The organism is Tepidimonas sp., assembly GCF_046292505.1.
Lineage (GTDB): Bacteria > Pseudomonadota > Gammaproteobacteria > Burkholderiales > Burkholderiaceae_C > Tepidimonas.
This window is the reverse complement of record NZ_JBKBQX010000005.1, coordinates 114,204-139,040: the sequence shown is the minus strand read 5'-3', so window position 1 is coordinate 139,040 and position 24,837 is coordinate 114,204. Positions and strand designations below refer to the sequence as shown.

Sequence of the window (24,837 nt, the reverse complement as noted above, 5' to 3'; positions counted from 1 at the left end):
CCCTGCAGGGCGCCGTAGTGGCGCTCGTTGAGCCGCCAGTCCTTGATCACCGGCAGCCAGGTGCGGTCCATCTCGTCCAGCAAGTACCACAGGGTGTGGATGGCGCGCTTGAGCACGCTGGTGAAGCACAGGTCGAAGTCCCACCCCTCGGCTTGGAGCAGTCGTCCTGCCGACATGGCTTGCGACACTCCCGTGGGGGTGAGGTCGACATCGGCCCAGCCGGTGAAGCGGTTTTCGAGGTTCCAGGTGGACTCTCCGTGGCGGATCAGAACGAGCTTGTGCATGGCGGAAGGGGGATTCCCGAGTGGAACAACAAAGGGAAAACCCACATTCTAAAATACGGGTTTAACGGGACGGGTTTGTCCCGATCGACTCCAAACCAAGGCGTACCGTGGATTTTTTGATCGATAACTGGATATTGGTGGCGGTTGCGGTCGGTTCGGCCGTGATGCTCATGTGGCCGGCGTTGGGCGGTGCGGCGGGCGGAGCGGGCGTGTCGCCGACCGAGGCGGTGCAACTCATCAACCGCGAGAAGGCGGCCGTGATCGACGTGTGCTCGCCCGCCGAGTTTGCTGCCGGGCATGTGACGGGGGCGCGCAACATTCCGCTGGACGCGCTGGAGCAGCAGTTGCCCCAGGCTGTCAAAAATAAGGCGACGCCGCTGGTGCTGGTGTGCGCGTCGGGCATGCGCTCGCGCCGCGCCGTGGCCATCGCCAAGAAGCTGGGCTACGACAAGGCGGTTTCGCTGTCCGGCGGCATGGCCGCCTGGCGCAGCGCCAACCTGCCGGTCCAAAAGGCCTGATCGCGCACCACACAGGGTAACCGCATGGCACACGTCAAGATTTTCAGCAGCGACGACTGTCCTTACTGCCACCGGGCCAAGGCGCTGTTGCGGGCGCGTGGCGTGACCGAGTGGGAGGAGGTCAACGTCGATGGGCGGCCGCAGGTCCGCCAGGAGATGGCGCAACTGGTCGGGCGCACCAGCGTGCCGCAGATCTTCATCGACGGGCGCCACATTGGGGGGTGCGATGACCTGCACGCCCTCGATGCCCGCGGCGGACTGGTGCCGTTGTTGCAGGGGCAGGGCGGCTGAGGCCGGCGGCTCCCCGCCGGTTCGGCTGCCGCTGTCATAATCCACCCGTTTGGCCGGCTCCCGTGCGGCGCATCCCGCGCCCCCTGGGCGGCTTCATCCTGGCATCCGCCGCCGGCGGGTGCTGCTCAACCGACTCCGACCATGTCCGACGATCAAACCCCCGTTTTCCAGATCCAGCGTATCTATCTGAAAGAGGCCTCGCTGGAGCAGCCGAACTCCCCCGCCATCTTCCTGGAACAACAACAGCCCAGCGTGGATATCCAGTTGGGTGTCGAGGCCAAGGGGCTGGCAGACGGGGTGTACGAAGTGGCGGTCGCGGCCACCGTGCACACCAAGATCGGTGAGCGCACCGTGTTTCTGGTCGAGTGTAAGCAGGCGGGGATTTTCGAGATCCGCAACCTGCCGCAGGAGCAAATGGGCCCGATCATGGGCATCGCCTGCCCGCAAATCATTTACCCCTATCTGCGCGCCAACGTGGCCGACGTGATCACGCGCGCTGGCTTCCCGCCCGTGCATCTGGCCGAGATCAACTTCCAGGCGATGTACGAACAGCAACAGGCCCAGCAGCACGACGACGCGCCGCGCATCGTCACCGCGTGACGGGCGCCGGGGCGGGTAACTGGCCCGCCCTGTTGCCGGCTGCTATTCTGCCGTTGCCATGCACCTGACCGTGATCGGTGCCGGCGCCTGGGGCACGGCCCTCGCCATCGCGGCGGCCGGCACCCACCGAGTGCGCCTGTGGGCCCGTGACCGCGCGCAGGCCGAGCGTCTGCAAAGCGAGCGGGTCAATGCCCGCTACCTGCCGGGGGCGATGTTTCCGCCCGCGCTCGAATGCGACGGGGGCGACCCCACATCGCTGGCGCCGCTGTTGGCGGCCACCGACTTGGTCGTGATCGCCACGCCGATGGCGGGGTTGCGACAGTGGTTGCAGTGGCTGTCCGGCGCATTGCCCGCAGCGGGCCGTGGCGACGTCCCCGTCACCTGGCTGTGCAAGGGCTTCGAGCGCGCGTGTGAGCCCAGCGCCGACGGCTTGTTGGGGCACGAAATCGCCGCCCGGGTAGCCTCTGACCTGCGCGTCGGGGTCCTGAGCGGTCCCAGCTTTGCGCAGGAGGTGGCGGCCGGCCTGCCGACAGCGCTGGTGGCGGCCGGTGCCCAGGCTGCGGTGCGTGACGCCTTGGTGGCCGCTTTCCACGGCCCGACGCTGCGCGTCTATGCCAACGACGATATCGTCGGCGTCGAAGTCGGCGGCGCAGTCAAAAACGTCATGGCCATCGCCACCGGGCTGTGCGACGGCTTGCGTCTGGGGCACAACGCCCGGGCGGCCTTGATCACCCGCGGCCTGGCCGAGATGACCCGCCTGGGGCTGGCGCTCGGGGCGCGGGCGGAGACCTTCATGGGCCTGTCCGGCTTGGGCGATCTGGTGCTGACCGCCACCGGCGACCTGAGCCGCAATCGCCAGGTTGGGCTGCTGTTGGCCCAGGGCCTGACGCTGACCCAAGCGGTGGATTCGCTGGGCCATGTCGCCGAGGGGGTGTACAGCGCGCGCACCGTGGCGCAGCGCGCCCGCTCTTTGGGGGTGCGCATGCCAGTCACCGACGCCGTGGTGGCGCTGCTGGATGGCGCGCTGCAGCCGTGCGATGCGGTCATGCGCCTGATGGCGCGCGACCCAGTGGCGGAGTGATTCCCTCCCAGAACTTGAGGAACATCTGCACCGCTGGTTTTTGGGTCTGGCACTATCCCCGTGGGCTGCCCTTTGCCGGTGGTTGGGCTCTCTTGTGCAAAACGGTGCATCGGACGAGCCGATGGTTTGGTCAGTGCAATGGTTCGGCCGACGGCTGGGCCATCCAACCCCTCCAGCCGAGCTTGCTGCGCCATGGCGGCACGGGGCTGCTGCGGCTACGGCCGGTTTGGAGGCGGCATCGTCAATCACCCACAGCTCATAGCGCGCGATCTCGATCCGATCGTCGGGGCCGACGTTGGCCGACACGACGGCGCGGCCGTTGACGTAGGTGCCGTTGGTGCTGTGGAGGTCGAGCACCTGCTCGCGGCCGTCCAGCGCGATGGTCAGCGTGGGCATGGAGCGCTCCCGGTCGCGCCATCGGGCGCGCAGTGGATCAGCGCGACGCTGAGGTTGTCGCGCCCGCCGGCGGCGTTGGCCGCGGCGATCAGGGCCTGTGCTGCATCATTGCCCCGTGCACAGCAGCACAGGATGTGGGCGATTTCCAACTCCGTCAGCATATCGGTGAGGCCGTCCGAGCACAACAGGTAGGTGTCGCCCACCGCCACTGTATGGAGAGCGATGTCGGCGTCCACCCGCGGGGCGATGCCGATGCCCCGGGTGACCAGATTGCGGTAATGGCTCACACGCGCATCCTGCGCGCGGATCAGTCCTGCCTCGAGATGTTCTTGTACTAGGGAGTGGTCGCGGGTCAGGGGCGCAAACTGGCCCTGACGCAAGCGGTACAGGCGCGAGTCGCCCACATGCCCCACGACCAGGCGGTCGCCCCGCACCAACGCGGCGACCACCGTCGTGGCCATGCCGCGGTGCGCCGGGTGGCTCAGCGCGTCCAGATAGACCGCGGCATTGGCCCGTTCGATGGCCTGCGCCAGGGCCTGCCTGGGGTCGGCGCCCACGGTGTGGGGATGTTGGCGCAGCGTGGCATGCACCACCTCGCAGCACAGCCGGCTGGCCACCTCGCCGGCGTTGTAGCCGCCCATGCCGTCGGCCAGCACGGCCAGTCCCAAATGGGCATCGACGAGCACGGCGTCTTCGTTGTTCGCACGCACCCGGCCGACATCCGTGGCGCAGGCGAACTGGTATTGCATGATACGGGGCGGGCCGCTGGGGCGCCGCCGCACATGGGTCAGAGCAGGCTCTTGAGCAGCTTGCCCATCTCGGAGGGATTGCGCGTGACCTTGAAGCCGCACTCCTCCATGATGGCGAGCTTGGCTTCGGCCGTGTCGGCGCCGCCCGAGATCAGCGCGCCGGCGTGGCCCATGCGCTTGCCCGGGGGGGCGGTGACGCCGGCGATGAAGCCGACCACGGGCTTTTTCATGTTCTCCTTGCACCAGCGCGCGGCCTCGGCCTCGTCCGGGCCGCCGATCTCGCCGATCATGATCACGGCGTCGGTGTCCGGATCGTCGTTGAACATCTTCATGACGTCGATGTGCTTGAGGCCGTTGATCGGGTCGCCGCCGATGCCCACCGCGCTGGACTGGCCCAGCCCCAGCTCGGTGAGCTGCGCCACCGCCTCGTAGGTCAGCGTGCCGGAGCGCGACACCACGCCGATGCGGCCCTTGCGGTGGATGTGCCCCGGCATGATGCCGATCTTGATCTCGTCCGGCGTGATCAGGCCCGGGCAGTTGGGGCCCAGCAGCAGCGTCTTCTTGCCGCCGGCGGCCTCCTTGGCCTTCATCTTGTTGCGCACCATCAGCATGTCGCGCACCGGGATGCCTTCGGTAATGCAGACCACCAGGTCCAGGTCGGCTTGCACCGCCTCCCAGATGGCGTCCGCCGCACCCGCCGGCGGCACGTAGATGACGCTGACCGTGGCGCCCGTCTCGGCCGCCGCCTCTTTGACGGAGGCGTAGATGGGAATGTCGAAAATCTTCTCACCGGCCTTCTTGGGGTTGACGCCGGCGACGAAGCAGTTTTTGCCGTTGGCGTACTCCTGGCACTTTTCGGTGTGGAACTGGCCCGTCTTGCCGGTGATGCCCTGGGTGATGACCTTGGTGTCTTTGTTGATCAGGATGGACATGATGCGCTTTCCTCTCGGCAGGGCCAATCAACGGCCGGCGACGGCGGCGACGACCTTCTGGGCGGCTTCGGCCATGGTGTCGGCGCTGATGATGGGCAGGCCCGATTCGGCCAGCATCTTCTTGCCCAGGTCCTCGTTGGTGCCCTTCATGCGCACGACCAGCGGCACGTTCAGGTTGACCGCCTTGCACGCGGTGATCACGCCGGTGGCGATCACGTCGCAGCGCATGATGCCGCCAAAGATGTTGACCAGGATGGCCTTGACGTTGGGGTTCTTGAGCATGATCTTGAACGCCTCGGTCACCTTCTCGGCCGTGGCGCCGCCGCCGACGTCCAGGAAGTTGGCCGGCTCGCCGCCGAACAGCTTGATGGTGTCCATCGTCGCCATCGCCAGCCCGGCGCCGTTGACCAGACAGCCGATGTTGCCGTCCAGGCTGATGTAGGCCAGGTCGAACTTGGAGGCTTCGATTTCGGCCGGGTCTTCTTCGTCCAGGTCGCGCAGAGCGACGATTTCCGGATGGCGGAACAGGGCGTTGGAGTCGAAGTTGAACTTGGCGTCCAGCGCGATCAGGTTGCCCTGGCTGTCGCGGTTGAGCGGGTTGATCTCCACCAGCGAGGCGTCCGTCTCCATGTAGCAGCGGTACAGGTTCTGCAACAGCGTCACCGCCTGGTCCACCGTGTGGCCGGTCATGCCGATGCCCTCGGCCAGTTGGCGCGCCTGGGCGTCGGTCAGGCCGGTCAGCGGATCGACGAAGATCTTCACGATCTTGTCGGGCGTGTGCGCGGCGACCTCCTCGATGTCCATGCCGCCTTCGCTGGAGGCAATGATCGCCACCTTTTGCGTCGCGCGATCGGTCACCACCGACACGTAGTACTCTTTCTGGATGTCGGCGCCGTCTTCAATGTACAGGCGCCGCACCTTCTGGCCCTGCGGGCCGGTTTGGTGCGTGACCAACTGCATGCCCAGCATCTGGCCGGCCAGTTCGCGCACCTGGTCGATGCTCTTGGCGACCTTGACGCCGCCGCCCTTGCCGCGGCCACCGGCGTGGATCTGGGCCTTGACCACCCAGACCGGCCCGCCCAGTTTCTGGGCCGCCTCGACCGCCTCTTGCACCGTGAAGGCCGCAATGCCGCGCGGCACCGGCACGCCGAACTGACGCAAGATTTCCTTGCCTTGGTACTCGTGAATCTTCATGTGGTTCCTGTCTGAAGTGGCGTCTGACGGGAGGTCCGCCCGGCAGCAGGCGAGGAGTCGGCATGACCGCTCGCGCCGCCGCGTGCACGAGTGCGCGACGCCCCAGCATGGGGCGCCACGGCTGGCGGGCCAGCGCGGGACAGCGCGAACTGTATCATGGTGCGTCGCACAAACCTTGTGCGAAGCTGACGGGCCGCGCCGTCCCGTCGGGCTGAATTTTGACCGTGTCAATGGGGGGTAACCCCCGTGGAGTATCGCGATGGCCCACATCTTCATCGACGGGGAAGCCGGCACGACCGGCCTGCAGATCCGTGAGCGGCTGCAGGGGCTGGCCGGCGTGACGCTGCTGTCGATCGACCCCGAGCGCCGCAAGGACCCTCAGGCCAAGCGCGAGCGCATGGCGCAGGCGGATCTGGTCATCCTCTGCCTGCACGACGAGGCCGCGCGCGAGTCCGTGGCCATGATCGACGCCCTGCGGGCCGAGACCGGGCGCGCGCCGCGCATCATCGATGCCTCCACCGCGCACCGGGTGGCCCCTGGATGGGTGTATGGCTTTGCCGAGCTGGTGCCCGGGCAGGCCGAGGCCATCCGCACGGCAGACCGCGTGGCCAACCCCGGCTGCTACGCCACCGGGGCGATCGCGCTGATCCGTCCCCTCATCGACGTCGGCCTGCTGCCGCCGGACACCCCGCTGTGCCTGCCCAGCGTCAGTGGTTACACCGGAGGCGGGCGCACCATGATCGAGGCGTATGAATCCGGCCGCGCGCCCGCCTTCGAGCTGTATGCCCTGGGGCTGGAGCACAAGCACCTGCCGGAGATCATGGCCTACACTGGCCTGCAGCGCCGCCCGCTGTTCGTGCCGTCCGTGGGCAACTTTGCGCAGGGCATGTTGGTACAGCTCCCGCTGCACTTGGACGCGCTGCCGGGCCAGGTGCGCCCGGCCGACCTGCACGACGTGCTGGCGGCCCACTACGCGGGCAGCGCGTGGGTGTCGGTCGAGCCCCCCACCGCCGATGGCAAGCTGGATGCGGTGGCCTTGGCCGGCAGCGACCGGCTGGAGCTGCGCGTGTACGGCAACGACGCGCGCCGCCACGCCCTGCTCGTGGCCCGGCTGGACAACCTGGGCAAGGGCGCCAGCGGAGCGGCGGTGCAGAATCTGCGGCTGATGCTGGACGTCTGAGGAGGAGGCCATGACCCACGACCCCCACGCCCGTCGCGCAACGGCCCACCCCGCGCGGGGCTGGCGCCGGCGTGCGCTGTCCGCCCTGGGCGCCGTAAGCGGCGCGCTGCTGTCTGTCTGGCTGGCCGGCTGCGCTGCCCCGCCGCGCGACTTCGACTACCGCATTCCGGCCCAGCCGGAGGCCGCCACGGGCAGCACCGCCAAGCCCGGCTGGGCCACGCAGCGCTTTGCGGTCGCGGCGGCCAACCCCCTGGCCACGGATGCCGGCTACCAGGTGCTCAAGGCCGGTGGCAGCGCGGTGGACGCGGCGGTCGCCGTGCAAATGGTGTTGACGCTGGTCGAACCCCAGTCCAGCGGCATTGGCGGCGGGGCCTTCCTGCTGCATTGGGACGGCCGGCAGATCCAGGCCTACGACGGGCGCGAAACCGCCCCCGCCGGCGCGGAAGAGCGCCTGTTCCTCAAACCGGACGGCACGCCCATGGCCTTTTACGACGCGGTGGTGGGCGGCCGCTCGGTCGGCGTGCCGGGCACGCTGCGCATGCTGGAGCTGGCGCACCGCCAGCACGGCCGCCTGCCGTGGGTCAAGCTGTTCGAGCCCGCCATCCGGCTGGCCGAGGAGGGCTTCCCCCTGAGCCCGCGCCTGCACGGTCTGCTGCGCAACGAGGCCCACTTGAAGCGCGATCTGGTGGCGGCCCGCTACTTCTACCAGCCCGACGGCCAGCCCTGGCCCGTGGGCACTCGCGTGCGCAATCCCGAGCTGGCCGCCGTGCTGCGCGAGGTGGCCGCGCGCGGCGCGGATGCGTTTTACCGCGGCCCGATCGCGCGCGATGTGGTGGCCAAGGTGCAGGGGCATCCGACCAACCCCGGCCGCCTGACCGAGGCCGATCTGGCCGGCTACCGCGCTGTCGTGCGCGAGGCCCTGTGCGCCGACTGGCGGCAGTACCGCCTGTGCGGCTTTCCGCCGCCGTCGTCCGGGCACCTGGCCATTCTGCAGATGTTGGGCATGCTGGAGCACACGCCGGTGGCCACGCCGCTGCAGGACGGGCTGCCGGGGGCGGACTTTTTGCATGTCTACACCGAAGCCGCCCGGCTGGCCTTTGCCGATCGCGCGCAGTATGTGGCCGATCCCGACTTCGTCGCCGCGCCCGGCGGTGACTGGCGCACCCTCATCGACCCCACCTATCTGCGCCAGCGCGCCGCCCAGATCGGCGCGCAGTCCATGAAGCAGGCCAAACCCGGCCAGCCCGCGCCGCTGCGCGTCTCCCAAGCCCCGCAGCCGGAACAGCCCGAGTTTGGCACCTCGCACATCTCCATCGTCGATGCCGAGGGCCGCGCGCTGGCCATGACCACCACCATCGAAGACCAGTTTGGGGCGCGGCAGATGGTGCGCGGCTTCTTGCTCAACAACGAGCTGACCGATTTCTCCTTCGCGCCGGCCGATGCCGCTGGCACGCCGATCGCCAACCGGGTGCAGCCGGGCAAGCGCCCGCGCTCCAGCATGAGCCCGACGCTGGTGTTCGACCGACGCGACGGCCGGCTGGTCATGAGCGCCGGCTCGCCGGGCGGGGCGTTGATCATCCACTACACCGCCAAGACGCTGCTCGGCACGCTGGCGTGGGGCTTGAATGCGCAGCAGGCCATCGACCTGCCCAATTTCGGTTCCACCAACGGCCCCACGCTGCTGGAAAAAGGGCGCTTTCCCGCCGCCACCGTCCAGGCGCTCCGGTCCCGCGGGCACGAGGTGCGCGAGATGGACATGACCAGCGGCCTGCAGGCCATCCAGCGCAGCGGCAGCGGCTGGTTTGGCGGCGCCGATCCGCGCCGCGAGGGCGTGGTGATGGGGGAGTGACCCTGGGGAAAGCTCAATCGCCGTCCACCAGCCAGTGCCCGTCGCGCCGTGCGGCACCGCCGGCGCACAGATCGTCGATCAGCGCCTGCAGCCAAGCGTCGAACGGCTGCTGGCTGCTTCCGTAAACCGCGTGCAGACGCATCATGTAGGGCACGCCCCGCGCCCACGCGTGCACCGCCGCCAGCGGCTGGCGCTGCCACTGCAGCAGCTTGAACTTCAGCAGCACCTTGAGCGCATGCCGGCGGTGGCGCGCCGGGTCGGCGGCAAAGGCCTGCAGGCGCTGGCGCGCCACCGCCAGCGCCGCCGCCACCGGCGCGGCCGGCCCGGTGCCGCGGTGCGCGGCATCGCCGAACGGGCTGCCGTGGCCGGGGATGACGACGCACGGGGCCAGCCGCTCGATCCGGTCCAGCGTCGCCGCCACGGCGTCGAAGCCGGGCTCGCCCTCCAGCTCCGGAAAGACGACCCCGAAGCCATGCTGCCACAGCGCATCGCCGCTGATCAGCGTGCGGCTGGCCGGCTCGAACAGCATCACCGCGTCCGGGTCATGGCCCGGGGCGGCGTGGATCTCCCACCCGCGTCCGGCCAGCGTCACCGTCGCGCCCGGGATCAGCAGCGCATCGAACGTGAAGCGCGCGCAGTCCTGCCCGGTGGCGCGGTAGCTCAGGCGATCCTCGTCCCACGCGCGCACCGCGTCGGCCTGCCCGGGCGGGATGGCGGTGTGCAGGCCGGGGTAGCGCGCCTGCAGCGCGGCGTTGCCGCCGCAGTGGTCGCTGTGCAGGTGGGTGTTGAGCAGCCGCTGCAGCGGCCGTCCGTCCAGCGCGCGCTCCACCAGCGCCAGCGTCTGCGCGGCGTGGGTGACGTAGCCGCTGTCGACGAGCGCCGTGCCCTCCGGCCCCTCGCACAGCACCTGGTTGGCCGACAGCCAGCCGCGCTCGAACACGCGCACGCCGGCGGGCAGGGCGAGGGGGGGCGGGCTCATGTCACGCCGTCGCGCCCGCGGGCGCCTGCACGACGCGGTCGCGGCCCTGTGCCTTGGCCTGGTAGAGCGCGCCGTCGGCGCGTGCGATGGCCGCTTCCAGCGTCGCATCCGGTGGGGTATCGGCGGCCGCGGGCGCGACGGCCGTCAAGCCGATGCTGACGGTGTAGGCCGGCAGGCCGCTGTCGCCGGCCTGTGTGCGGATGCGCTCGGCGATGGCCAACGTGGCGACAGCGTCGGTGTCCGGCAGCAGCACGACGAATTCCTCGCCACCGTAGCGGCCGAAGCGGTCCGTGGCCCGCAGGGCGCGGCGCACGCGCTGCGCGAAGTCGCGCAGCACGCGGTCGCCGGCCTGGTGGCCATGGGTGTCATTGATGCGCTTGAAGTGGTCCAGATCCAGCATCAGCAGCCCGGCCGGCCGTTCGCTGCGCTGCTGGCGGCGCAGCTCGTGCGTGGCGGCGTCCCAGAAGGCGGCGCGCGTCAGCGCCTCGGTCAGGCTGTCGTGCATGGCCAGGTCGCGGATGCGCTGCTGCAGCCGCTGCTGCGCCAGCAGCACGAGGCCGATCCCCTCGCCCAGCAGCGAAAACGCATAGCTGCCGAGGTAGATGTTCTGCCAGACGGACGGGGTGAACAGGTCGGCGTCGCGCCGGCAATGATGCAACCGTTGCCGAGCACGATGCTGGTTGGTGCGCCAATCCACCCGCGCAGCCCCAACAGCACGGTACCAACGAAGATGACCAGCGGCCCCGCGGCCCACCACGCGGCGGCGGGCAGCAGCTCGCGGTTCTGCTGCCACAGGTGCAGCAGCACCACCGAGGTCAGCATGCCGATGGCGCCCAGCATCAGCACCACGGCGCGCAGATCGAGTTCGCTGGTCATCGCTCATCCCCACGACGTTGCCGGATCGATGCCAGTGTAGCGGGGCCGCGTGGTTGGCGCCGCTGCGACTCAGGCCTTGCCGCGCAGTTCGCGGCGCAGAATCTTGCCGACGTTGCTCTTGGGCAGCTCCTCGCGGAACTCGATGTACTTGGGCCGCTTGTAGCCGGTCAGGTTGTCGTGGCAGAAGCGCATCACCTGCTCCTCGGTCAGCGTGGGGTCGCTGCGCACGACGTAGAGCTTGACCGCCTCGCCGGAGTGCGGGTCCGGCACGCCCACCGCGGCACACTCCAGCACCCCGGGGCAGGTGGAGACGACGTTGTCGATCTCGGTCGGGTAGACGTTGAAGCCCGAGACGATGATCATGTCCTTCTTGCGGTCGACGATGCGGATGTAGCCGCGATCGTCCATGATGCCGACGTCGCCGGTGCGCATGTAGCCGTCGGGGGTGAAGACCTTGGCGGTTTCTTCCGGTTTGTTGTAGTAGCCGGTCATGACGTTGGGGCCGCGGATGCAGATCTCGCCGACGCCACCCGGCGGCAGGTCCTGGCCGTCGTCGTCCTTGATGGCGATCTCGACGCTGGGCAGCGGCAGGCCGATGGTGCCGGTGAACTCGGTGTTGGTGACGGGGTTGTTGGTGCCGATGGCGCAGGTCTCACTCATGCCCCAGCCTTCGATCATGGCGCAGCCGGTGACCTTGTGCCACTGTCGAGCCGTGCCCTCGCTGGCCGCCATGCCACCGGCCTGCGACAGCACCAGCGACGAGAAGTCGAGCTGGCGGAAGCGCGCATTGTTGAGCAGCCCGTTGAACAGCGTGTTGACCGCTGGCAGCACGTGGAACGGCCGGCTCTTGAGGACTTCGACGAACTTGGGGATGTCGCGCGGATTGGGGATGAGGGTGGCGTGCGCCCCGTGGCGCATGACCAGCAGCATCAGCGTCAGCGCGAAGATGTGGTAGAGCGGCAGCGCCATGATGTGGTTGGCGTGCCGCGGGTCGCCCACTTTGCTGAGCGCGGGGGTGAACCACGCTTCGGCCTGAAGGATGGCGGCGATGATGTTGCCGTGCGTCAGCACCGCGCCTTTGGACAGACCGGTGGTGCCGCCGGTGTACTGCAAAAAGGCGATGCTGTCGCGGTTGACCGCCGCCGGCTTGAGGGTCTGCGACTGTCCGCTCTCCAGTGCCCGACGGAAGGGCACGATGGTGCGCGCGCCCCCCGGCCCCTGCAGCGGCAGCTTGAACGCCGGCACCAGCTTGGCCACATGCCGCACCAGGAAGGTCATCCACCGCCCGTACCACGGCCCGAGCAGATCGCCAAAGCTGGCCAGCACGACGTGGCGCACCGGGGTGTGGTCGATGACCTCCTCCAGCGTGTGGGCGAAGTTTTCCAGAATGACGATCGCCTCGGCGCCCGAGTCCTTGAGCTGGTGCTCCAGCTCGCGCGCGGTGTAGAGCGGATTGACGTTGACGCAGGTGTAGCCGGCGCGCAGCACCGCCGCCATCGTGACGAGAAACTGCGGCAGGTTGGGCAGCATGATGGCCACACGCGCGCCCGTGGGCAGACCCAGCGACTGCAGGTAGGCGCCCAGGGCGGCGCTGTAGCGGTCCAGTTGGCCGTAGCTCATCCAGCGGTCCATGCACACCGAAACCGGGTCCTGCGGATGCCGGCGGAAAGCCTGCTCCAGCAGGCTCACCAGCGAGTCGTACTGGGTCGGGTCGATGTCGGCGGGCACGCCGGGGGGGTAGCTCGATAGCCAAATTCTTTGCATGGCGGCGTCGTGATCGTGTGGGTTGTCTATTGTGGCGGGAGCCCCGCGCCACCTGGCTCAGGGGATGCCCCTAGAAGCTGTCGCCGGCGGCACAGTTGCGCACGGTGTGCCGGCTGCTCCCCGGGAAGCCCGAGGATGTGGGGATATTCGGGAAAACCCTAACCGTTTCGGACGATTCGCCGTATAGTGTGGGCCATGGCCGTCTCCGCCCCGCCGCCGCCCCACGTCGCCGCGCCCGCGCGCGGCGAGCGCGTGCCCGTGCGCGATCTGCCGGCGGCCACCGACCCCGGCCCGGTGCGGGTGCGGCGCCCGCGCGCGCCGATCCGCACCTTGGAAGCCGAGCACCGCGACGCCATCCTGCGCCACCTGCTCGCCTTGGGGGAGCGCGACCGCTACTTGCGCTTCGGCTATGCCGCACAGGACGAGCACATCCGCCGTTACGTCGATGGTTTGCGGTTCGGTTTGGATGAGGTGTTCGGCATCTTCAACCGGCGGCTGGAGCTGATCGCCATGGCGCATTTGGCGTACATGGTGTCGCCCGAGCGCGGCAGCGACAGCGCCGAGTTTGGCGTCAGCGTCAGCGCCCACGCGCGCGGTCGTGGGTACGGTCATCAGTTGTTCGGTCGGGCGGTCGTGCACGCACGCAACCACGGGGTGCGCTACCTGTACATCCACGCCTTGAGCGAAAACGCTCCGATGCTGCGCATCGCGCGCAGCGCCGGGGCCACGGTCGTGCAGCACGCCGGCGAGAGCGAGTGCCACCTGGAGCTGCCCCCGGCCGACTTCGAGTCGCACGTCAGCGAACTCATCGAGGAGGAGGTGGCGCGCACCGATTACTGGCTCAAGGCCTACCGCCGGTGGTGGCGGCGGCTGGTGCGTTGGTTGACCGCGCGCGGCTGATGCCCGACGCCGGGACGCGGCTCGGGGACATGCCAGGGTCATGGCCCTGTTGTATCCTAGGGCCCATCGCAACCCTTGACCACACCCGTGGCCGATTCTTCCCACTCTCCGGGGCCGCACGCTGGCGTGCGGCATGAAGACAAGCGCAGTTTCCTGCAGCGGCTCGCCGAGTTCCTGCATCCGGGTCCGGACTCCAAGGACGAGCTCATCGAGACGCTGGCCGAGGCCGAGGACAACGCCGTCATCGACGCCGAGTCGCGCGTGATGCTCGAGGGTGTCATTCGCATCGCCGACATGACCGCGGGCGATGTGATGGTGGCCGCCCCGCGCATGGACGTGCTCGACATCCACGCCCCGTACGCCGAGCTGCTCAACACCGTCATCGACACGGGGCATTCGCGCTTCCCGGTGTACGAGGGCGAGCGCGAAAACATCATCGGCATCCTGCTGGCCAAGGACCTGCTCAAGCTGCAGCGCGCGCCCGAGCTGAATCTGCGCGCGCTGCTGCGGCCGGCGGTGTTCGTGCCGGAGAGCAAGGGTCTGAACGACCTGCTGCGCGAGTTTCGCGGCAACCGCAACCACCTGGCCATCGTCATCGATGAATTCGGACGCGTCGCCGGCCTCATCACGATCGAGGACGTGCTCGAGGAGATCGTCGGCGATATCGAGGACGAGTTCGACGAGGACGAGGAAGAGGGCGACATCTTTGCCCTGGCCGACGGCACCTGGCGGGTGAGCGGCGACACGCCCATCGAGCGTGTCAACGAGTGGTTCCAGGTTGCGCTGCCAGAGGCGGACTTCGACACCATCGGCGGCTATGTGGCCCATGCCATGGGGCGCGTGCCCCGGCGAGGCGAATCCCACCAGGCCGCAGGGTTGGTGTTCCAAGTGCAGCACGCGCGCGGTGGCGCGGTGCGTTGGTTCAAGGTCACGCGGCAGACGGCCGCATGAGGGGGCAGGTCGGCGCGGCGGTGGTGCTGGCCGGGCTGGCGCACGCGGCGGCGCTGGCGTGGCCCTTCGACGTGGCGCTCGGGGCGTGGCTGCGCTCTGGCGAGCCGGTGGCCGGGCTGCAAGGGGCGAGTCTGGTCGTGCTGGTTGCGCTGTTGGCCCGCGCGCCGACCGCCGTTGCCGCCGCGCTGCGGGCGGGCGGGTTTGCCCTCGCGTGGTTGGCGGGCACCTTTTGGTGGCTGTTCATTTCCATGCACGTCTACGGCGGGCTGGCCGCGCCGCTGGCGGTCGCGGCCGTGCTGGCGCTGGCGGCCTTTCTGGCGGTGGACTACGCGTTGGCCGCCGCCTTCTGGTGGCGTTGGCGCCACGCGGGCGTCGCAGCCCGGGTGGGGGCCTTTGCCGCGCTGTGGACGTTGGCCGAGATGGCCCGCGGCGTGCTGTGGACGGGCTTCCCCTGGGGGGCCGGGGGATATGCTCAGATCGAGGCGCTGGGCTGGCTGGCGCCCTGGGTCGGTGTCTATGGCATGGGGGCGGCCTCGGCTGCGCTGGCCGCGGCGCTGGCACTGGGGGGGGCGGCGCTGCGCGCCGGGGCGGGCGTGCTGGCTTTGGCCCTGTGGGCGGCGCCTGCCAGCGGCCCCGCGCTGCTCGCAGGGCTGCCCGATACCACCCAGGCCGCGGGTACCGTGCCCGTGCGGTTGCTGCAGGGCGCCATCGCGCAAGACCAAAAATTCGACACCGAGGCTGGCGTACCCCTGGCGCTGCGCTGGTACGGGCAGGCCATCGTGCACGCCAGTGCCGACCCCACGCTGGCGGGCGGCCTGGTCGTTGCGCCCGAGACGGCCATCCCCGTGCTGCCGCAGGACATCGACGCCGATTACTGGCACGCGCTCGCGGGTGCCGTGCGCGCCGGCCGCGTGGCGGTGCTGCTGGGCGTGCCCTTGGGCAGTTTTGCCGATGGCTACACCAACTCGGTCGTCGGTTGGCAGCCGGGCGAGCCTGCGACCGACGCGGGCCTCGACCCCTTCGCGGCGCTGAGCCGCTACCGCTATGACAAGCACCATTTGGTGCCGTTTGGCGAATTCATCCCGCGCGGCTTTCGCTGGTTTACCGACCTGATGCAGATTCCGCTGGGGGATTTTGATCGCGGCGCGCTGCCCCAGCCGCCGTTGGCGTGGGCCGGCCAACGCATCGCGCCCAACATCTGCTACGAAGACTTGTTCGGCGAGGAACTGGCCGCGGGTTTTCGCGATTCGGCCACGGCCCCCACCGTGCTGGTCAACGTCAGCAACATCGCGTGGTTTGGCGATACGGTGGCCATCGACCAGCACCGCCACATCTCGCGGCTGCGGGCGCTGGAGCTGGGCCGGCCCATGGTGCGCGCCACCAACACCGGCGCCACCGCGGTCATCGACCACCGCGGCCGCGTGGTGGCGGAACTGCCGCGCGGGCAGCGCGGCGTGCTGGATGCGACCGTCGAGGCCCGCTCTGGCATCACGCCCTATGCCGCCTGGGCGGCACGCTGGGGCCTGTGGCCGATCGCGGCCGCCTGTGTGGCGGTGTTGGCGCTGGGCCGGCTGGGACGGCCGCGCCGGAGCGCGCCGTAGAATCGGGCGCTTATGCTGACCTTCCAACAGATCATCCTGAAGCTCCAGTCGTACTGGGACGCCCAGGGCTGCGCGCTGCTGCAGCCGTACGACATGGAGGTGGGGGCGGGCACCAGCCACACCGCGACTTTTTTGCGCGCCATCGGCCCGGAGCCGTGGAAAGCCGCCTATGTGCAGCCCAGCCGCCGACCCAAGGACGGCCGCTACGGCGAGAACCCCAACCGTCTGCAGCACTACTACCAGTATCAGGTGGTGCTCAAGCCGGCACCCAGCAACATCCTGGAGTTGTACCTGGGCTCGCTCGAGGCGCTGGGTTTCGATCTGAAAAAGAACGACATCCGCTTCGTCGAGGATGACTGGGAGAACCCCACGCTGGGTGCCTGGGGTCTGGGCTGGGAGGTCTGGCTCAACGGCATGGAGGTGACGCAGTTCACCTACTTCCAGCAGGTCGGCGGCATCGACTGCAAGCCCATCACCGGCGAGATCACCTACGGCCTGGAGCGGCTGGCCATGTACCTGCAGGGCGTGGAAAACGTCTACGACCTGACCTATGCGCCCGGCCTGACCTACGGCGACGTGTTCCACCAAAACGAGGTGGAGCAATCCACCTACAACTTCGAGCACTCGGACCCGGACTTTCTGTTCACCGCCTTTGCCGCGCACGAGCGGCAGGCCAAGCACCTGATGGAACAGCAACTGGCCCTGCCGGCCTATGAGCAGGTGCTCAAGGCCGCGCACACCTTCAACCTGCTGGACGCGCGCGGCGCGATCAGCGTGACCGAGCGCGCCGCTTACATCGGCCGCATCCGCAACCTGGCCCGCAGCGTCGCCCAGAGCTACCTGGACAGCCGCGCGCGGCTGGGCTTTCCGATGGCGCCGCGCGCCTGGGCCGACGATGTGCTCGGTCAGCTCGAGAAAAAGGGGGCTGCATGACGACCCGGACCGCAAACCTGCTGGTGGAGCTGTTCGTCGAAGAGCTGCCGCCCAAGGCGCTCAAGACGCTGGGCGAGGCCTTTGGCCGCGCGCTGACCGACCAGTTGCGCGACCAGGGCCTGGTCGATGCCGACGCCGTGCTGACCCCCTACGCCAGCCCGCGCCGGCTGGCCGCGCACCTGAGTGGCGTGCGCGCCAAGGCCGACGACCGCGCGGTGCAGCTCAAGCTCATGCCCGTGGCCGTGGGCCTGGACGCGCAGGGCCAGCCGACGCCCGCCCTGCTCAAAAAACTGACCAGCCTGGGTGTGGACACGACCGACCCCGTGGCGGTGACCGCCCGGCTGCGCCGCCAACCCGACGGCAAGGCCGAGGCGCTGTTCTGGGACAGCGTGGTGGCCGGGGTGACCTTGGACGTCGGGCTGCAGAAGGCGCTGGACGAGGCGCTGCGCCGCCTGCCCATCCCCAAGGTCATGACCTACCAATTGGCCGACGGTTGGAGCAGCGTGCACTTCGTGCGCCCTGCGCACGGTCTGGTCGCCCTGCACGGGGATCGGGTGGTGCCGGTGCAGGTCCTGGGGCTGACCGCCGGGCGCCACACCCACGGTCACCGCTTCGAGGCGGCGCGCGACCCCATCGAGCTGCCGCACGCCGACGCCTATGCCGAGACCTTGGCGCGCGACGGCGCCGTCATCGCCAGCTTTGCCGAGCGCCGCGCCGAGATCCAGCGCCAGCTCGCACAGGCTGCCGCCCGCGTGGGCGGGGGCTGCCGGCCCATCGAGGACGACGCGCTGTTGGACGAAGTGACCGCGCTGGTCGAGCGCCCGAATGTGCTGGTCTGCCAGTTCGAGGAGGCCTTTCTGGAAGTGCCTCAGGAGTGCCTGATCCTGACGATGAAGGCCAACCAGAAGTACTTCCCGCTGCTCGATGCACAGGGGCGGTTGACCAACCGCTTTCTGGTGGTGAGCAACATCACGCCGCAGGACCCCAGCGCCGTCATCGCCGGCAACGAACGTGTGGTGCGTCCGCGGCTGGCCGACGCCAAGTTTTTTTACGACCAGGACCGCAAGCGCCCGCTGGAGTCACGGGTGCTGGGGCTGGCCAAGGTGGTCTACCACAACCAGTTGGGCACCCAGGGCGAGCGGGTCGAGCGCGTGGGTGCGATCGCGCGCTCCATCGCCGCGCGCCTGGGCGACGACACCCTGGTGCGTCAGGCCGATCTGGCGGCCCTGCTGGCCAAGGCCGATCTGCTGACCGACATGGTGGGCGAGTTCCCCGAGCTGCAAGGCATCATGGGGGCCTACTACGCTCGGCACGACGGGCTGGACGACGCGGTCGCCGAGGCCATCGAGGACCACTACAAGCCGCGCTTTGCCGGCGACGACCTGCCGCGCAATCCCGTCGGCCTGTGCGTGGCCCTGGCCGACAAGCTGGAAACGCTGGTCGGGCTGTTTGGCATCGGCAGCCTGCCCACGGGCGACAAGGACCCCTACGCTCTGCGCCGCCATGCGCTGGGGGTGGTGCGCATGCTCATCGAGCGCGACCTGCCGCTGGATCTGCCCGCCCTCATCGACGCGGCCGTGCCGGTGTTTGGCGACCGCATCCGCGATCCGCGCGAGGCGCTGACGGCGTTTTTCTACGACCGTCTGGCCGTGAACCTGCGCGAGCAGGGCTACAGCGCGCAGGAGGTGGACGCCGTGCTGGCGCTGCGCCCCGCGCAACTGCGCGAGGTGCCGCGCCGGCTGGCTGCGGTGCGCGCCTTTGCCGCGCTGCCCGAGGCGCCGGCGCTGGCCGCCGCCAACAAGCGCGTCACCAACATCCTGCGCAAGGCCGAGGCGGCCGTGCAGCCCCAGGTGGACCCGGCCCGGCTGGTGGAGCCGGCCGAACAGGCCCTGCACCAGGCCTTGCAGGCCGTGCAGCCGGCCGCCGACGCGGCCTATGCCGCGGGCGACTACACCGCCAGCTTGCAACGTCTGGCGGCGCTCAAAGCCCCGGTGGATGCCTTCTTCGACGGGGTGATGGTCAACGCCGACGATGCCGCCCTGCGTGCCAACCGGCTGGGGCTGCTGGCGGTGTTGCACCAGGCCATGAACCGTGTGGCCGACCTGTCGCGTCTGGCGGCCTGAAGGCGACCGACCATGGCGGTGCGTGAGCTGCGGCTGGTCGTCATCGATCGCGACGGTACCCTCAACCGGGATCCGGAAGACTTTCTGCACGGCCCGGACGATTGGGAGCCGCTGCCCGGCGCGCTGGAGGCGGTCGCGCGTCTGAACGAGGCCGGCTGGCGCGTGGTGGTCGCCTCCAACCAGTCGGGGCTGGGGCGCGGGTTGTTCGACGTGGACACCCTCAACGCGGTGCACGCCCGCATGCACAAGGCGCTGGCCGGGGTGGGTGGGCGCATCGACGCCGTGTTTTTCTGCCCCCACGCGCCGGAGGACGCCTGCGACTGCCGCAAGCCCGCTCCGGGGCTGTTTTTGCAGATCGCCGCTCGCTACGGTATCCCACCGTCCCAATTGGTGGCCGTGGGCGACTCGGTGCGCGATGCCTGCGCGGGGGTGGCCGCGGGTTGCGATACCCATCTGGTGCTGACCGGCCAGTCGGCCGTGCACCGCGATGGCACCCGCCCGGTTGGTCTGCCCGAGGGCGTCACCATCCACGACGACCTGCTGGCCTTCGCCGACGCCCTCATCGCCCGCCATACGCCGCAGGCCCGGGCGGCGGACGTGCCCACCGGGGGGGTCGGAGCGCGCCCATGAATGCGTTGCGTTCCTGGCTCCATCTGCTGTTCATGGGCGTGACGGTCGTGCCGTGGGCCACGGCCGCGGTCGTCATGTCCCCGTTCGTCTCGGCCAACCGGCTGTACTGGTTTTGCGTGGGCTGGGTGCGGCTGCAGGTCTGGGCCGCGCGCTGGATGCTCGGCATCCGCAATGAGGTCATCGGCTGGGAGAATCTGCCCGTCGGCGAGACCGCCCCCGCCATCCTGCTGGCCAAACACCAATCGACGTGGGAGACGTTTTGCCTGCCGGTGCTCATGCCCCATCCGCTGGCCTTCGTCTTCAAGCGCGAGCTGCTCTATGTGCCCTTCTTCGGCTGGGCGCTGGGCCGGCTGGACATGGTGCACATCGACCGCGCCAAACGGGCGCAGGCCTTCCACAAGGTCGTGGAGCAGGGGCGCCGGCTGCTGGCGCGCGGCACCTGGGTGATCATGTTTCCCGAGGGCACCCGCGTTGCCCGCGGTGCCCGTGGCCAGTACAAGACGGGTGGCACCCGCCTGGCGGTGCAGACCGGCGCGCCCGTGATCCCCATCGCCGTGACGTCGGGCCGTTGCTGGCCGCGCCGGGCCATCGTCAAACGGCCGGGCACGGTGGTGTTCTCCATCGGCCGGCCCATTCCGAGCGAGGGCCGCGACCCCGAAGCGCTGATGCGCGAGGTCGAGGACTGGATCGAGTCCGAGATGCGCCGGCTCGACCCCGAGGCCTACCGCGACGAGCGCCAGGCGGCGCTGACCGCCTGAGGGCTGTCGGGTGTTGCTGCCGCCCGGTGTTCCACCGCAACCGCCGGCGACCCTGCCCGGGTGGGCGCATCCGCGCGCCAACCGCGAGGTCGAACTGCACGGGGTGCGCATCGCCTACGAATTCCGGCGCAGTGCGCGGCGGACCATCGGCCTGTCGGTCGGCCCCCACGGCTTGAGTGTGCGCGCCCCGCGCTGGGCCACATGGCCCGATATCGAAGGCTTTCTGCACCACAAGGCGGACTGGGTGCTGGCCCATCTGCAGCGCCAGGCCAACCGGCCTCGCCCAGCCTGGCCCGAGCCGACCCCCGCTCTGCGCGCCCAGGCGCGCGCGCTGTTTGCCGCGCGCGTGGCCCACTTTGCCCCGCTGCTGGCCGTGTGTCCGGCGGCGCTGCGGGTGTCGTCGGCGCGCACGCGCTGGGGCAGCGCCAGCACGCGGGGCACCGTGTCGCTCAACTGGCGGCTGGTCTGCCTGCCGGTGGAGCTGCTCGATTACGTCGTGGTGCACGAGCTGGCGCACCTGCGCGAGATGCACCACGGCCCCGCCTTCTGGGCCCTGGTCGCCGCGGTGCTGCCCGACTACGCCGAGCGACGCGCGGCCCTGCGGCGCTACGCCCTCGGTTGATCGGCCCCGGCGCGGCACCGGACAGGCTTGCGCGCGGCTTCAGAGCGAGCGGGCGATGGCCGCGAAGGCGCTCGCGAGCGCCAGCGCATGCACCAGCGCCGCGCCGATCGTCAGCCCAATCACTGGCCGCAGCATGGCCACGGGCCGGCCGGTGGCCACATGCCGCCACAACAGGGCTGCCGCCGCCAGCGACAGCGGCAGCGAGGCCAGCCCCCACCACGCCCGATCCGGCGCGATCACGCCCAGCACTGCGGCCGCCAAGGCCCCGTGGGCCAGCACCACCAGCGCCGTGTAGAGCGTCGCCACGCCCACCGGGCCCAGGCGCACCGCGAGCGTGCGCTTGCCCACCTGGGCGTCCCACGGCGCATCGGGCAGGCCGTTGACCAGCAAAATGGCCGCCACCAGCAGCGCAAAGGGGATGGCCGACACCATGGGCACGATCAGCCACTGTCCGCGCTGGGTGTAATACGCACCCAGGACGACCAGCCACCACGCCAGCGCCACCGTCAGCTCGCCGGCGCCGCGCGCCATCAGCCGCAGCGGCGGTGCCGAATAGGCCCAACCGAGCAGCAGGCCGCCCAGTCCAATGGCGATCAGCCCGCCGCCTGCCGTCAGGGCCAGCCACAGCCCGCCCAGCACCACCAACCCCGTCAGCCCCAGGGCCAGGCGCCGCGCGTGGGTGGGCGATGCCGCCCCATCGGGGATCACGCGCGAGCCCCCCGTGAACGGCGACAGCGGCGCCGGGTTGAGGGCGTCCGCCCCGCTCAGCGCATCGTGGTAGTCGTTCCACACGTTGGCCGCCGCGTGGGCCATCGCCGCCAGTGCCAGCGTCACGCCCGCCCGCAGCGGGTCGAATCCGCAGCCACAGGCCGCTGCCATCGCCAGGCCCAGCGCCACGCCGGCCACGGTCACCCAGAGAAAACCCGGGCGACTCAGTCGCCACGCCGCGGACAGGCTCAAAGGGGTGTGGGGGGATACCGACATCGGTATCACTATAGCCAAGCCGCGGCGTGTTGCCTCATTCCCTCTGTTTTTCGGTGTGCCGCAGGCCCGCCCCCCCCTGTCCCCCGAGCGCACTCTGCCGTAAGATCGCGCCTGCATTGACGTTTACGTCAACGTCAAATCTGGCGGTCCGCGCCTCGGCGCGCCGCCGTTCACCGTCACCCGCCATGGCGAGCAGCACCACCTACACCATCAGCGATCTGGCCCGCGAATTCGACCTGACCACGCGTGCCATCCGCTTCTACGAAGACATGGGGTTGCTCAGCCCGCGCCGGGAAGGGCCGGGCGGGCGCAGCCGGGTCTATTCCGCGCGCGACCGCACGCGCCTGAAGCTGGTGCTGCGCGCCAAGCGCCTGGGCCTGAGCCTGTCCGAGGCCAAGGACCTGATCGACATGTACGACAGCCCCCGCGACACGGGGCCGCAGTTGCGCAAGTTTTTGCAGGTGCTGGCCGCCCACCGGCGCCAGATCGAGGAGCAGATGGCCGACTTGCAGGCCACGCTGGACGAGATCAAGGTGCACGAGAAGGAAGCGCGCACCTTGCTGGCCCGCCTGGGCGACGGGGTGAGTTCGCCCGAAAAAGCGGCATAATTGACGTTTACGTAAACGTCAATCAATGCGTTCGCCACCACGGCGGAGCTGGTGCATGGGGCCCCGGCGGCGCGCGCAGTCCCTGCGCGGTCATGCAGCAGACGCTGGTGCCGGTACCCAAGACCTATTGACCGCCATTTCACCCCGATCCCACTCCAGGAGACGACCCATGACCCACTTGCCCGGCCTCGATTTCCAGCTCGGTGACGACATCGATGCCCTGCGCGACGCGGTGCGCGCCTTTGCCCAGGCCGAAATCGCCCCGCGGGCCGCGGAAATCGACCGCACCGACCAGTTCCCGATGGACCTGTGGCGCAAGATGGGCGAGCTGGGCGTGCTCGGCATCACCGTGGAGGAGGCGTACGGCGGTGCGGCCATGGGCTACCTGGCGCACATGATCGCCATGGAGGAGATCAGCCGCGCCAGCGCCTCGGTGGGCCTGTCCTACGGCGCGCACTCCAACCTGTGCGTCAACCAAATCCGCCGCAACGGGACCGAGGCGCAAAAGCGCCGATACCTGCCCAAGCTGATTTCCGGCGAGCATGTCGGCGCGCTGGCGATGAGCGAGCCCGGCGCCGGCTCCGACGTGGTGAGCATGAAGCTGCGCGCCGAGGACAAGGGCGGCTACTACCTGCTCAACGGTAGCAAAATGTGGATCACCAATGGCCCCGACGCCGACACGCTGGTGGTCTATGCCAAGACCGAGCCCGAGCTGGGCGCGCGCGGCATCACCGCCTTCCTGATCGAAAAGGGCATGAAGGGCTTTTCCATCGCGCAAAAGTTGGACAAGCTGGGCATGCGCGGCAGCCACACCGGCGAGCTGGTGTTCCAAAACGTCGAAGTGCCGGCGGAGAATATCCTCGGCGGCCTCAACAACGGCGTCAAGGTGCTGATGAGCGGGCTGGACTACGAGCGCGCCGTGCTGGCCGCCGGCCCCGTGGGCATCATGCAGGCGGTGATGGACAACGTCATCCCCTACATCCACGATCGCAAGCAGTTCGGCCAGAGCATCGGCGAATTCCAACTCATCCAGGGCAAGGTCGCCGACATGTACACCACGCTGCAGGCGGCGCGCTCCTTCCTCTACACCGTCGGCAAGAACCTGGACCGGCTGGGCGCGGCACACGTGCGCCAGGTGCGCAAGGACTGCGCCAGCGTCATTCTGTGGTGTGCCGAGCAGGCGACCAAGATGGCCGGCGACGGCATCCAGATCTTCGGCGGCAACGGCTACATCAACGAGTATCCGTTGGGCCGTCTGTGGCGCGACGCCAAGCTGTACGAGATCGGCGCCGGCACCAGCGAGATCCGGCGCATGCTGATTGGCCGCGAGCTGTTTGCGGAGACGATGTAATGCCCTTGCGCCACCTGCTGGCCCACAACCGCGACTGGGCGTCGCGGATGGAGGCCGAGCGCCCGGGGTTCTTCTCGGGGCTGGCGCGCCAGCAGTCGCCGCGCTACATGTGGATCGGCTGCTCCGACAGCCGCGTGCCGGCCAACCAGATCACCGGACTGGAGCCGGGCGAGGTCTTCGTGCACCGCAACGTGGCCAACGTGGTGGTGCCCACCGACCTGAACTGCCTGTCCACCATCCAGTACGCGGTGGACATGCTGCATGTGGAGCATGTGATGGTGGTCGGCCACTACGGTTGCGGCGGGGTGCAGGCGGTGCTGGAGGGCATTCGCGTCGGCCTGGCCGACAACTGGCTGCGCCATGTGCGCGACGTGGCGGACCGCCACCAGCGCTTGCTGCAGGCGGTCCCCCCCGAGCGCCGGCTGGACGTGTTGTGCGAGCTCAACGTCATCGAACAGGTGCGGCACGTGGCGCAGTCCACGGTCATCCAGGACGCCTGGGCGCGCGGCCAGCCCGTCATGCTGCACGGCTGGGTGTACGGCCTCCAGGACGGCCTGCTGCAGGACTTGCGCGTGTCCATGTGCGGGGCCGATGACGTGGAAGCGGCCCATCGGGCCGCCTGTGCGGGCGTCGCGCAGCGCCACGGACGCGTTCTGTCATGATGGAGTGGTGTCCACCGCCGT

General features: G+C 69.5%; 25 protein-coding genes. 17 read left to right on the top strand and 8 right to left on the bottom strand.

The genetic code is table 11. The features are described from left to right. A partial coding sequence (locus ACK4TH_RS04440) for a 2,3-bisphosphoglycerate-dependent phosphoglycerate mutase (protein WP_409623258.1) occupies nucleotides 1-284 on the bottom strand: 284 nt, incomplete at its 3' end. Nucleotides 285-391: 107 nt separating this feature from the next. On the opposite strand from ACK4TH_RS04440, the gene ACK4TH_RS04435 reads away from it, so the two are divergent. The 4 genes from ACK4TH_RS04435 (at nucleotide 392) to ACK4TH_RS04420 (ending at nucleotide 2,774) form a co-directional block, all read left to right on the top strand. Continuing rightward, complete coding sequence (locus ACK4TH_RS04435; protein ID WP_409623255.1) at nucleotides 392-802, top strand: rhodanese-like domain-containing protein; 411 nt, start codon at nucleotides 392-394, stop codon at nucleotides 800-802. A 24-nt stretch (nucleotides 803-826) separates the two neighbouring features. After that, nucleotides 827-1,093 carry a glutaredoxin 3 gene (grxC, locus tag ACK4TH_RS04430; protein ID WP_409623252.1) on the top strand — a complete coding sequence of 89 codons (267 nt, stop codon included), beginning with the start codon at nucleotides 827-829 and terminating at the stop codon, nucleotides 1,091-1,093. Between the two features lie 141 nt (nucleotides 1,094-1,234). Then, nucleotides 1,235-1,693 carry a protein-export chaperone SecB gene (gene secB, locus ACK4TH_RS04425; RefSeq protein ID WP_409623249.1) on the top strand — a complete coding sequence of 153 codons (459 nt, stop codon included), beginning with the start codon at nucleotides 1,235-1,237 and terminating at the stop codon, nucleotides 1,691-1,693. Between the two features lie 58 nt (nucleotides 1,694-1,751). After that, the gene (locus ACK4TH_RS04420; RefSeq protein WP_409623246.1) at nucleotides 1,752-2,774 is read left to right on the top strand and encodes an NAD(P)H-dependent glycerol-3-phosphate dehydrogenase; all 1,023 of its coding nucleotides are present in this window, start codon (nucleotides 1,752-1,754) and stop codon (nucleotides 2,772-2,774) included. Between the two features lie 383 nt (nucleotides 2,775-3,157). On the opposite strand, the gene ACK4TH_RS04415 is transcribed toward ACK4TH_RS04420, so the two are convergent. The 3 genes from ACK4TH_RS04415 to sucC are packed head-to-tail and all read right to left on the bottom strand — an operon-like array spanning nucleotide 3,158 to nucleotide 6,045. Further along, complete coding sequence (locus tag ACK4TH_RS04415) at nucleotides 3,158-3,919, bottom strand: Stp1/IreP family PP2C-type Ser/Thr phosphatase (protein ID WP_409623243.1); 762 nt, start codon at nucleotides 3,917-3,919, stop codon at nucleotides 3,158-3,160. Between the two features lie 38 nt (nucleotides 3,920-3,957). Then, nucleotides 3,958-4,851 carry a succinate--CoA ligase subunit alpha gene (sucD, locus tag ACK4TH_RS04410; RefSeq protein ID WP_409623240.1) on the bottom strand — a complete coding sequence of 298 codons (894 nt, stop codon included), beginning with the start codon at nucleotides 4,849-4,851 and terminating at the stop codon, nucleotides 3,958-3,960. Nucleotides 4,852-4,878: 27 nt separating this feature from the next. Then, a complete protein-coding gene (gene sucC / locus ACK4TH_RS04405; RefSeq protein WP_409623237.1) occupies nucleotides 4,879-6,045 on the bottom strand; it encodes an ADP-forming succinate--CoA ligase subunit beta in 1,167 nt (388 codons plus the stop codon). Between the two features lie 259 nt (nucleotides 6,046-6,304). On the opposite strand from sucC, the gene argC reads away from it, so the two are divergent. Continuing rightward, nucleotides 6,305-7,225 carry an N-acetyl-gamma-glutamyl-phosphate reductase gene (gene argC, locus ACK4TH_RS04400; protein WP_409623234.1) on the top strand — a complete coding sequence of 307 codons (921 nt, stop codon included), beginning with the start codon at nucleotides 6,305-6,307 and terminating at the stop codon, nucleotides 7,223-7,225. Between the two features lie 10 nt (nucleotides 7,226-7,235). Next, on the top strand, nucleotides 7,236-9,074 hold the full coding sequence (ggt, locus tag ACK4TH_RS04395) for a gamma-glutamyltransferase (RefSeq protein WP_409623231.1): 1,839 nt from the start codon (nucleotides 7,236-7,238) through the stop codon (nucleotides 9,072-9,074). A gap of 13 nt (nucleotides 9,075-9,087) precedes the next feature. On the opposite strand, the gene ACK4TH_RS04390 is transcribed toward ggt, so the two are convergent. The 3 genes from ACK4TH_RS04390 to ACK4TH_RS04380 form a co-directional block, all read right to left on the bottom strand. After that, nucleotides 9,088-10,053 carry an MBL fold metallo-hydrolase gene (locus tag ACK4TH_RS04390; RefSeq protein ID WP_409623228.1) on the bottom strand — a complete coding sequence of 322 codons (966 nt, stop codon included), beginning with the start codon at nucleotides 10,051-10,053 and terminating at the stop codon, nucleotides 9,088-9,090. Between the two features lies 1 nt (nucleotide 10,054). Continuing rightward, complete coding sequence (locus ACK4TH_RS04385; protein WP_409623225.1) at nucleotides 10,055-10,750, bottom strand: GGDEF domain-containing protein; 696 nt, start codon at nucleotides 10,748-10,750, stop codon at nucleotides 10,055-10,057. A 248-nt stretch (nucleotides 10,751-10,998) separates the two neighbouring features. After that, nucleotides 10,999-12,693, bottom strand: a complete 1,695-nt coding sequence (locus ACK4TH_RS04380) for an AMP-binding protein (RefSeq protein WP_409623222.1) — start codon at nucleotides 12,691-12,693, stop codon at nucleotides 10,999-11,001. Between the two features lie 195 nt (nucleotides 12,694-12,888). Here ACK4TH_RS04380 and ACK4TH_RS04375 point away from each other — a divergent pair, with 195 nt between their 5' ends. The 8 genes from ACK4TH_RS04375 (at nucleotide 12,889) to ACK4TH_RS04340 (ending at nucleotide 21,211) form a co-directional block, all read left to right on the top strand. Then, entirely contained in the window at nucleotides 12,889-13,593 is a 705-nt protein-coding gene (locus ACK4TH_RS04375) for an N-acetyltransferase family protein (RefSeq protein ID WP_409623220.1), read from the top strand. An 87-nt stretch (nucleotides 13,594-13,680) separates the two neighbouring features. Further along, nucleotides 13,681-14,544, top strand: a complete 864-nt coding sequence (locus tag ACK4TH_RS04370) for an HlyC/CorC family transporter (protein WP_409623217.1) — start codon at nucleotides 13,681-13,683, stop codon at nucleotides 14,542-14,544. After that, nucleotides 14,541-16,145, top strand: coding sequence for an apolipoprotein N-acyltransferase (gene lnt, locus ACK4TH_RS04365; RefSeq protein WP_409623214.1), 1,605 nt, complete (start codon nucleotides 14,541-14,543; stop codon nucleotides 16,143-16,145). The genes ACK4TH_RS04370 and lnt overlap by 4 nt, the downstream gene beginning before the upstream one ends. 12 nt (nucleotides 16,146-16,157) lie before the next feature. Beyond that, the gene (gene glyQ, locus ACK4TH_RS04360) at nucleotides 16,158-17,078 is read left to right on the top strand and encodes a glycine--tRNA ligase subunit alpha (RefSeq protein WP_409623211.1); all 921 of its coding nucleotides are present in this window, start codon (nucleotides 16,158-16,160) and stop codon (nucleotides 17,076-17,078) included. Then, nucleotides 17,075-19,201, top strand: a complete 2,127-nt coding sequence (gene glyS, locus ACK4TH_RS04355; RefSeq protein WP_409623208.1) for a glycine--tRNA ligase subunit beta — start codon at nucleotides 17,075-17,077, stop codon at nucleotides 19,199-19,201. The genes glyQ and glyS overlap by 4 nt, the downstream gene beginning before the upstream one ends. 12 nt (nucleotides 19,202-19,213) lie before the next feature. Further along, the gene (gmhB, locus tag ACK4TH_RS04350) at nucleotides 19,214-19,831 is read left to right on the top strand and encodes a D-glycero-beta-D-manno-heptose 1,7-bisphosphate 7-phosphatase (protein ID WP_409623205.1); all 618 of its coding nucleotides are present in this window, start codon (nucleotides 19,214-19,216) and stop codon (nucleotides 19,829-19,831) included. Further along, entirely contained in the window at nucleotides 19,828-20,589 is a 762-nt protein-coding gene (locus ACK4TH_RS04345; protein ID WP_409623202.1) for a lysophospholipid acyltransferase family protein, read from the top strand. Before gmhB ends, ACK4TH_RS04345 begins: the two co-directional genes overlap by 4 nt. Before the next feature lie 10 nt (nucleotides 20,590-20,599). After that, nucleotides 20,600-21,211 carry a M48 family metallopeptidase gene (locus ACK4TH_RS04340; RefSeq protein WP_409623199.1) on the top strand — a complete coding sequence of 204 codons (612 nt, stop codon included), beginning with the start codon at nucleotides 20,600-20,602 and terminating at the stop codon, nucleotides 21,209-21,211. 39 nt (nucleotides 21,212-21,250) lie between these two features. Here the strand turns inward: ACK4TH_RS04340 and ACK4TH_RS04335 are convergent, their stop codons facing one another. After that, on the bottom strand, nucleotides 21,251-22,195 hold the full coding sequence (locus ACK4TH_RS04335; protein WP_409623196.1) for a prenyltransferase: 945 nt from the start codon (nucleotides 22,193-22,195) through the stop codon (nucleotides 21,251-21,253). Between the two features lie 185 nt (nucleotides 22,196-22,380). On the opposite strand from ACK4TH_RS04335, the gene ACK4TH_RS04330 reads away from it, so the two are divergent. The 3 genes from ACK4TH_RS04330 to can all read left to right on the top strand — a co-directional run bounded on the left by ACK4TH_RS04330 (nucleotide 22,381) and on the right by can (nucleotide 24,816). Beyond that, nucleotides 22,381-22,803, top strand: a complete 423-nt coding sequence (locus tag ACK4TH_RS04330; RefSeq protein ID WP_409623193.1) for a MerR family transcriptional regulator — start codon at nucleotides 22,381-22,383, stop codon at nucleotides 22,801-22,803. Nucleotides 22,804-22,972: 169 nt separating this feature from the next. Further along, on the top strand, nucleotides 22,973-24,154 hold the full coding sequence (locus tag ACK4TH_RS04325; RefSeq protein ID WP_409623190.1) for an isovaleryl-CoA dehydrogenase: 1,182 nt from the start codon (nucleotides 22,973-22,975) through the stop codon (nucleotides 24,152-24,154). Then, a complete protein-coding gene (gene can / locus ACK4TH_RS04320) occupies nucleotides 24,154-24,816 on the top strand; it encodes a carbonate dehydratase (protein ID WP_409623187.1) in 663 nt (220 codons plus the stop codon). Before ACK4TH_RS04325 ends, can begins: the two co-directional genes overlap by 1 nt. The last annotated feature ends 21 nt before the right edge of the window (nucleotides 24,817-24,837 follow it).

Coding starts and splice junctions, on each gene's coding strand:
- ACK4TH_RS04420 (WP_409623246.1), top strand. CDS start 1,752: ATGCACCTGACCGTGATCGGTGCCGGCGCCTGGGGCACGGCCCTCGCC.
- ACK4TH_RS04345 (WP_409623202.1), top strand. CDS start 19,828: ATGAATGCGTTGCGTTCCTGGCTCCATCTGCTGTTCATGGGCGTGACG.
- can (WP_409623187.1), top strand. CDS start 24,154: ATGCCCTTGCGCCACCTGCTGGCCCACAACCGCGACTGGGCGTCGCGG.
- ACK4TH_RS04375 (WP_409623220.1), top strand. CDS start 12,889: ATGGCCGTCTCCGCCCCGCCGCCGCCCCACGTCGCCGCGCCCGCGCGC.
- ACK4TH_RS04325 (WP_409623190.1), top strand. CDS start 22,973: ATGACCCACTTGCCCGGCCTCGATTTCCAGCTCGGTGACGACATCGAT.
- sucC (WP_409623237.1), bottom strand. CDS start 6,045: ATGAAGATTCACGAGTACCAAGGCAAGGAAATCTTGCGTCAGTTCGGC.
- lnt (WP_409623214.1), top strand. CDS start 14,541: ATGAGGGGGCAGGTCGGCGCGGCGGTGGTGCTGGCCGGGCTGGCGCAC.
- sucD (WP_409623240.1), bottom strand. CDS start 4,851: ATGTCCATCCTGATCAACAAAGACACCAAGGTCATCACCCAGGGCATC.
- ACK4TH_RS04330 (WP_409623193.1), top strand. CDS start 22,381: ATGGCGAGCAGCACCACCTACACCATCAGCGATCTGGCCCGCGAATTC.
- ACK4TH_RS04415 (WP_409623243.1), bottom strand. CDS start 3,919: ATGCAATACCAGTTCGCCTGCGCCACGGATGTCGGCCGGGTGCGTGCG.
- ggt (WP_409623231.1), top strand. CDS start 7,236: ATGACCCACGACCCCCACGCCCGTCGCGCAACGGCCCACCCCGCGCGG.
- secB (WP_409623249.1), top strand. CDS start 1,235: ATGTCCGACGATCAAACCCCCGTTTTCCAGATCCAGCGTATCTATCTG.
- ACK4TH_RS04380 (WP_409623222.1), bottom strand. CDS start 12,693: ATGCAAAGAATTTGGCTATCGAGCTACCCCCCCGGCGTGCCCGCCGAC.
- gmhB (WP_409623205.1), top strand. CDS start 19,214: ATGGCGGTGCGTGAGCTGCGGCTGGTCGTCATCGATCGCGACGGTACC.
- glyQ (WP_409623211.1), top strand. CDS start 16,158: ATGCTGACCTTCCAACAGATCATCCTGAAGCTCCAGTCGTACTGGGAC.
- ACK4TH_RS04335 (WP_409623196.1), bottom strand. CDS start 22,195: ATGTCGGTATCCCCCCACACCCCTTTGAGCCTGTCCGCGGCGTGGCGA.
- argC (WP_409623234.1), top strand. CDS start 6,305: ATGGCCCACATCTTCATCGACGGGGAAGCCGGCACGACCGGCCTGCAG.
- grxC (WP_409623252.1), top strand. CDS start 827: ATGGCACACGTCAAGATTTTCAGCAGCGACGACTGTCCTTACTGCCAC.
- glyS (WP_409623208.1), top strand. CDS start 17,075: ATGACGACCCGGACCGCAAACCTGCTGGTGGAGCTGTTCGTCGAAGAG.
- ACK4TH_RS04390 (WP_409623228.1), bottom strand. CDS start 10,053: ATGAGCCCGCCCCCCCTCGCCCTGCCCGCCGGCGTGCGCGTGTTCGAG.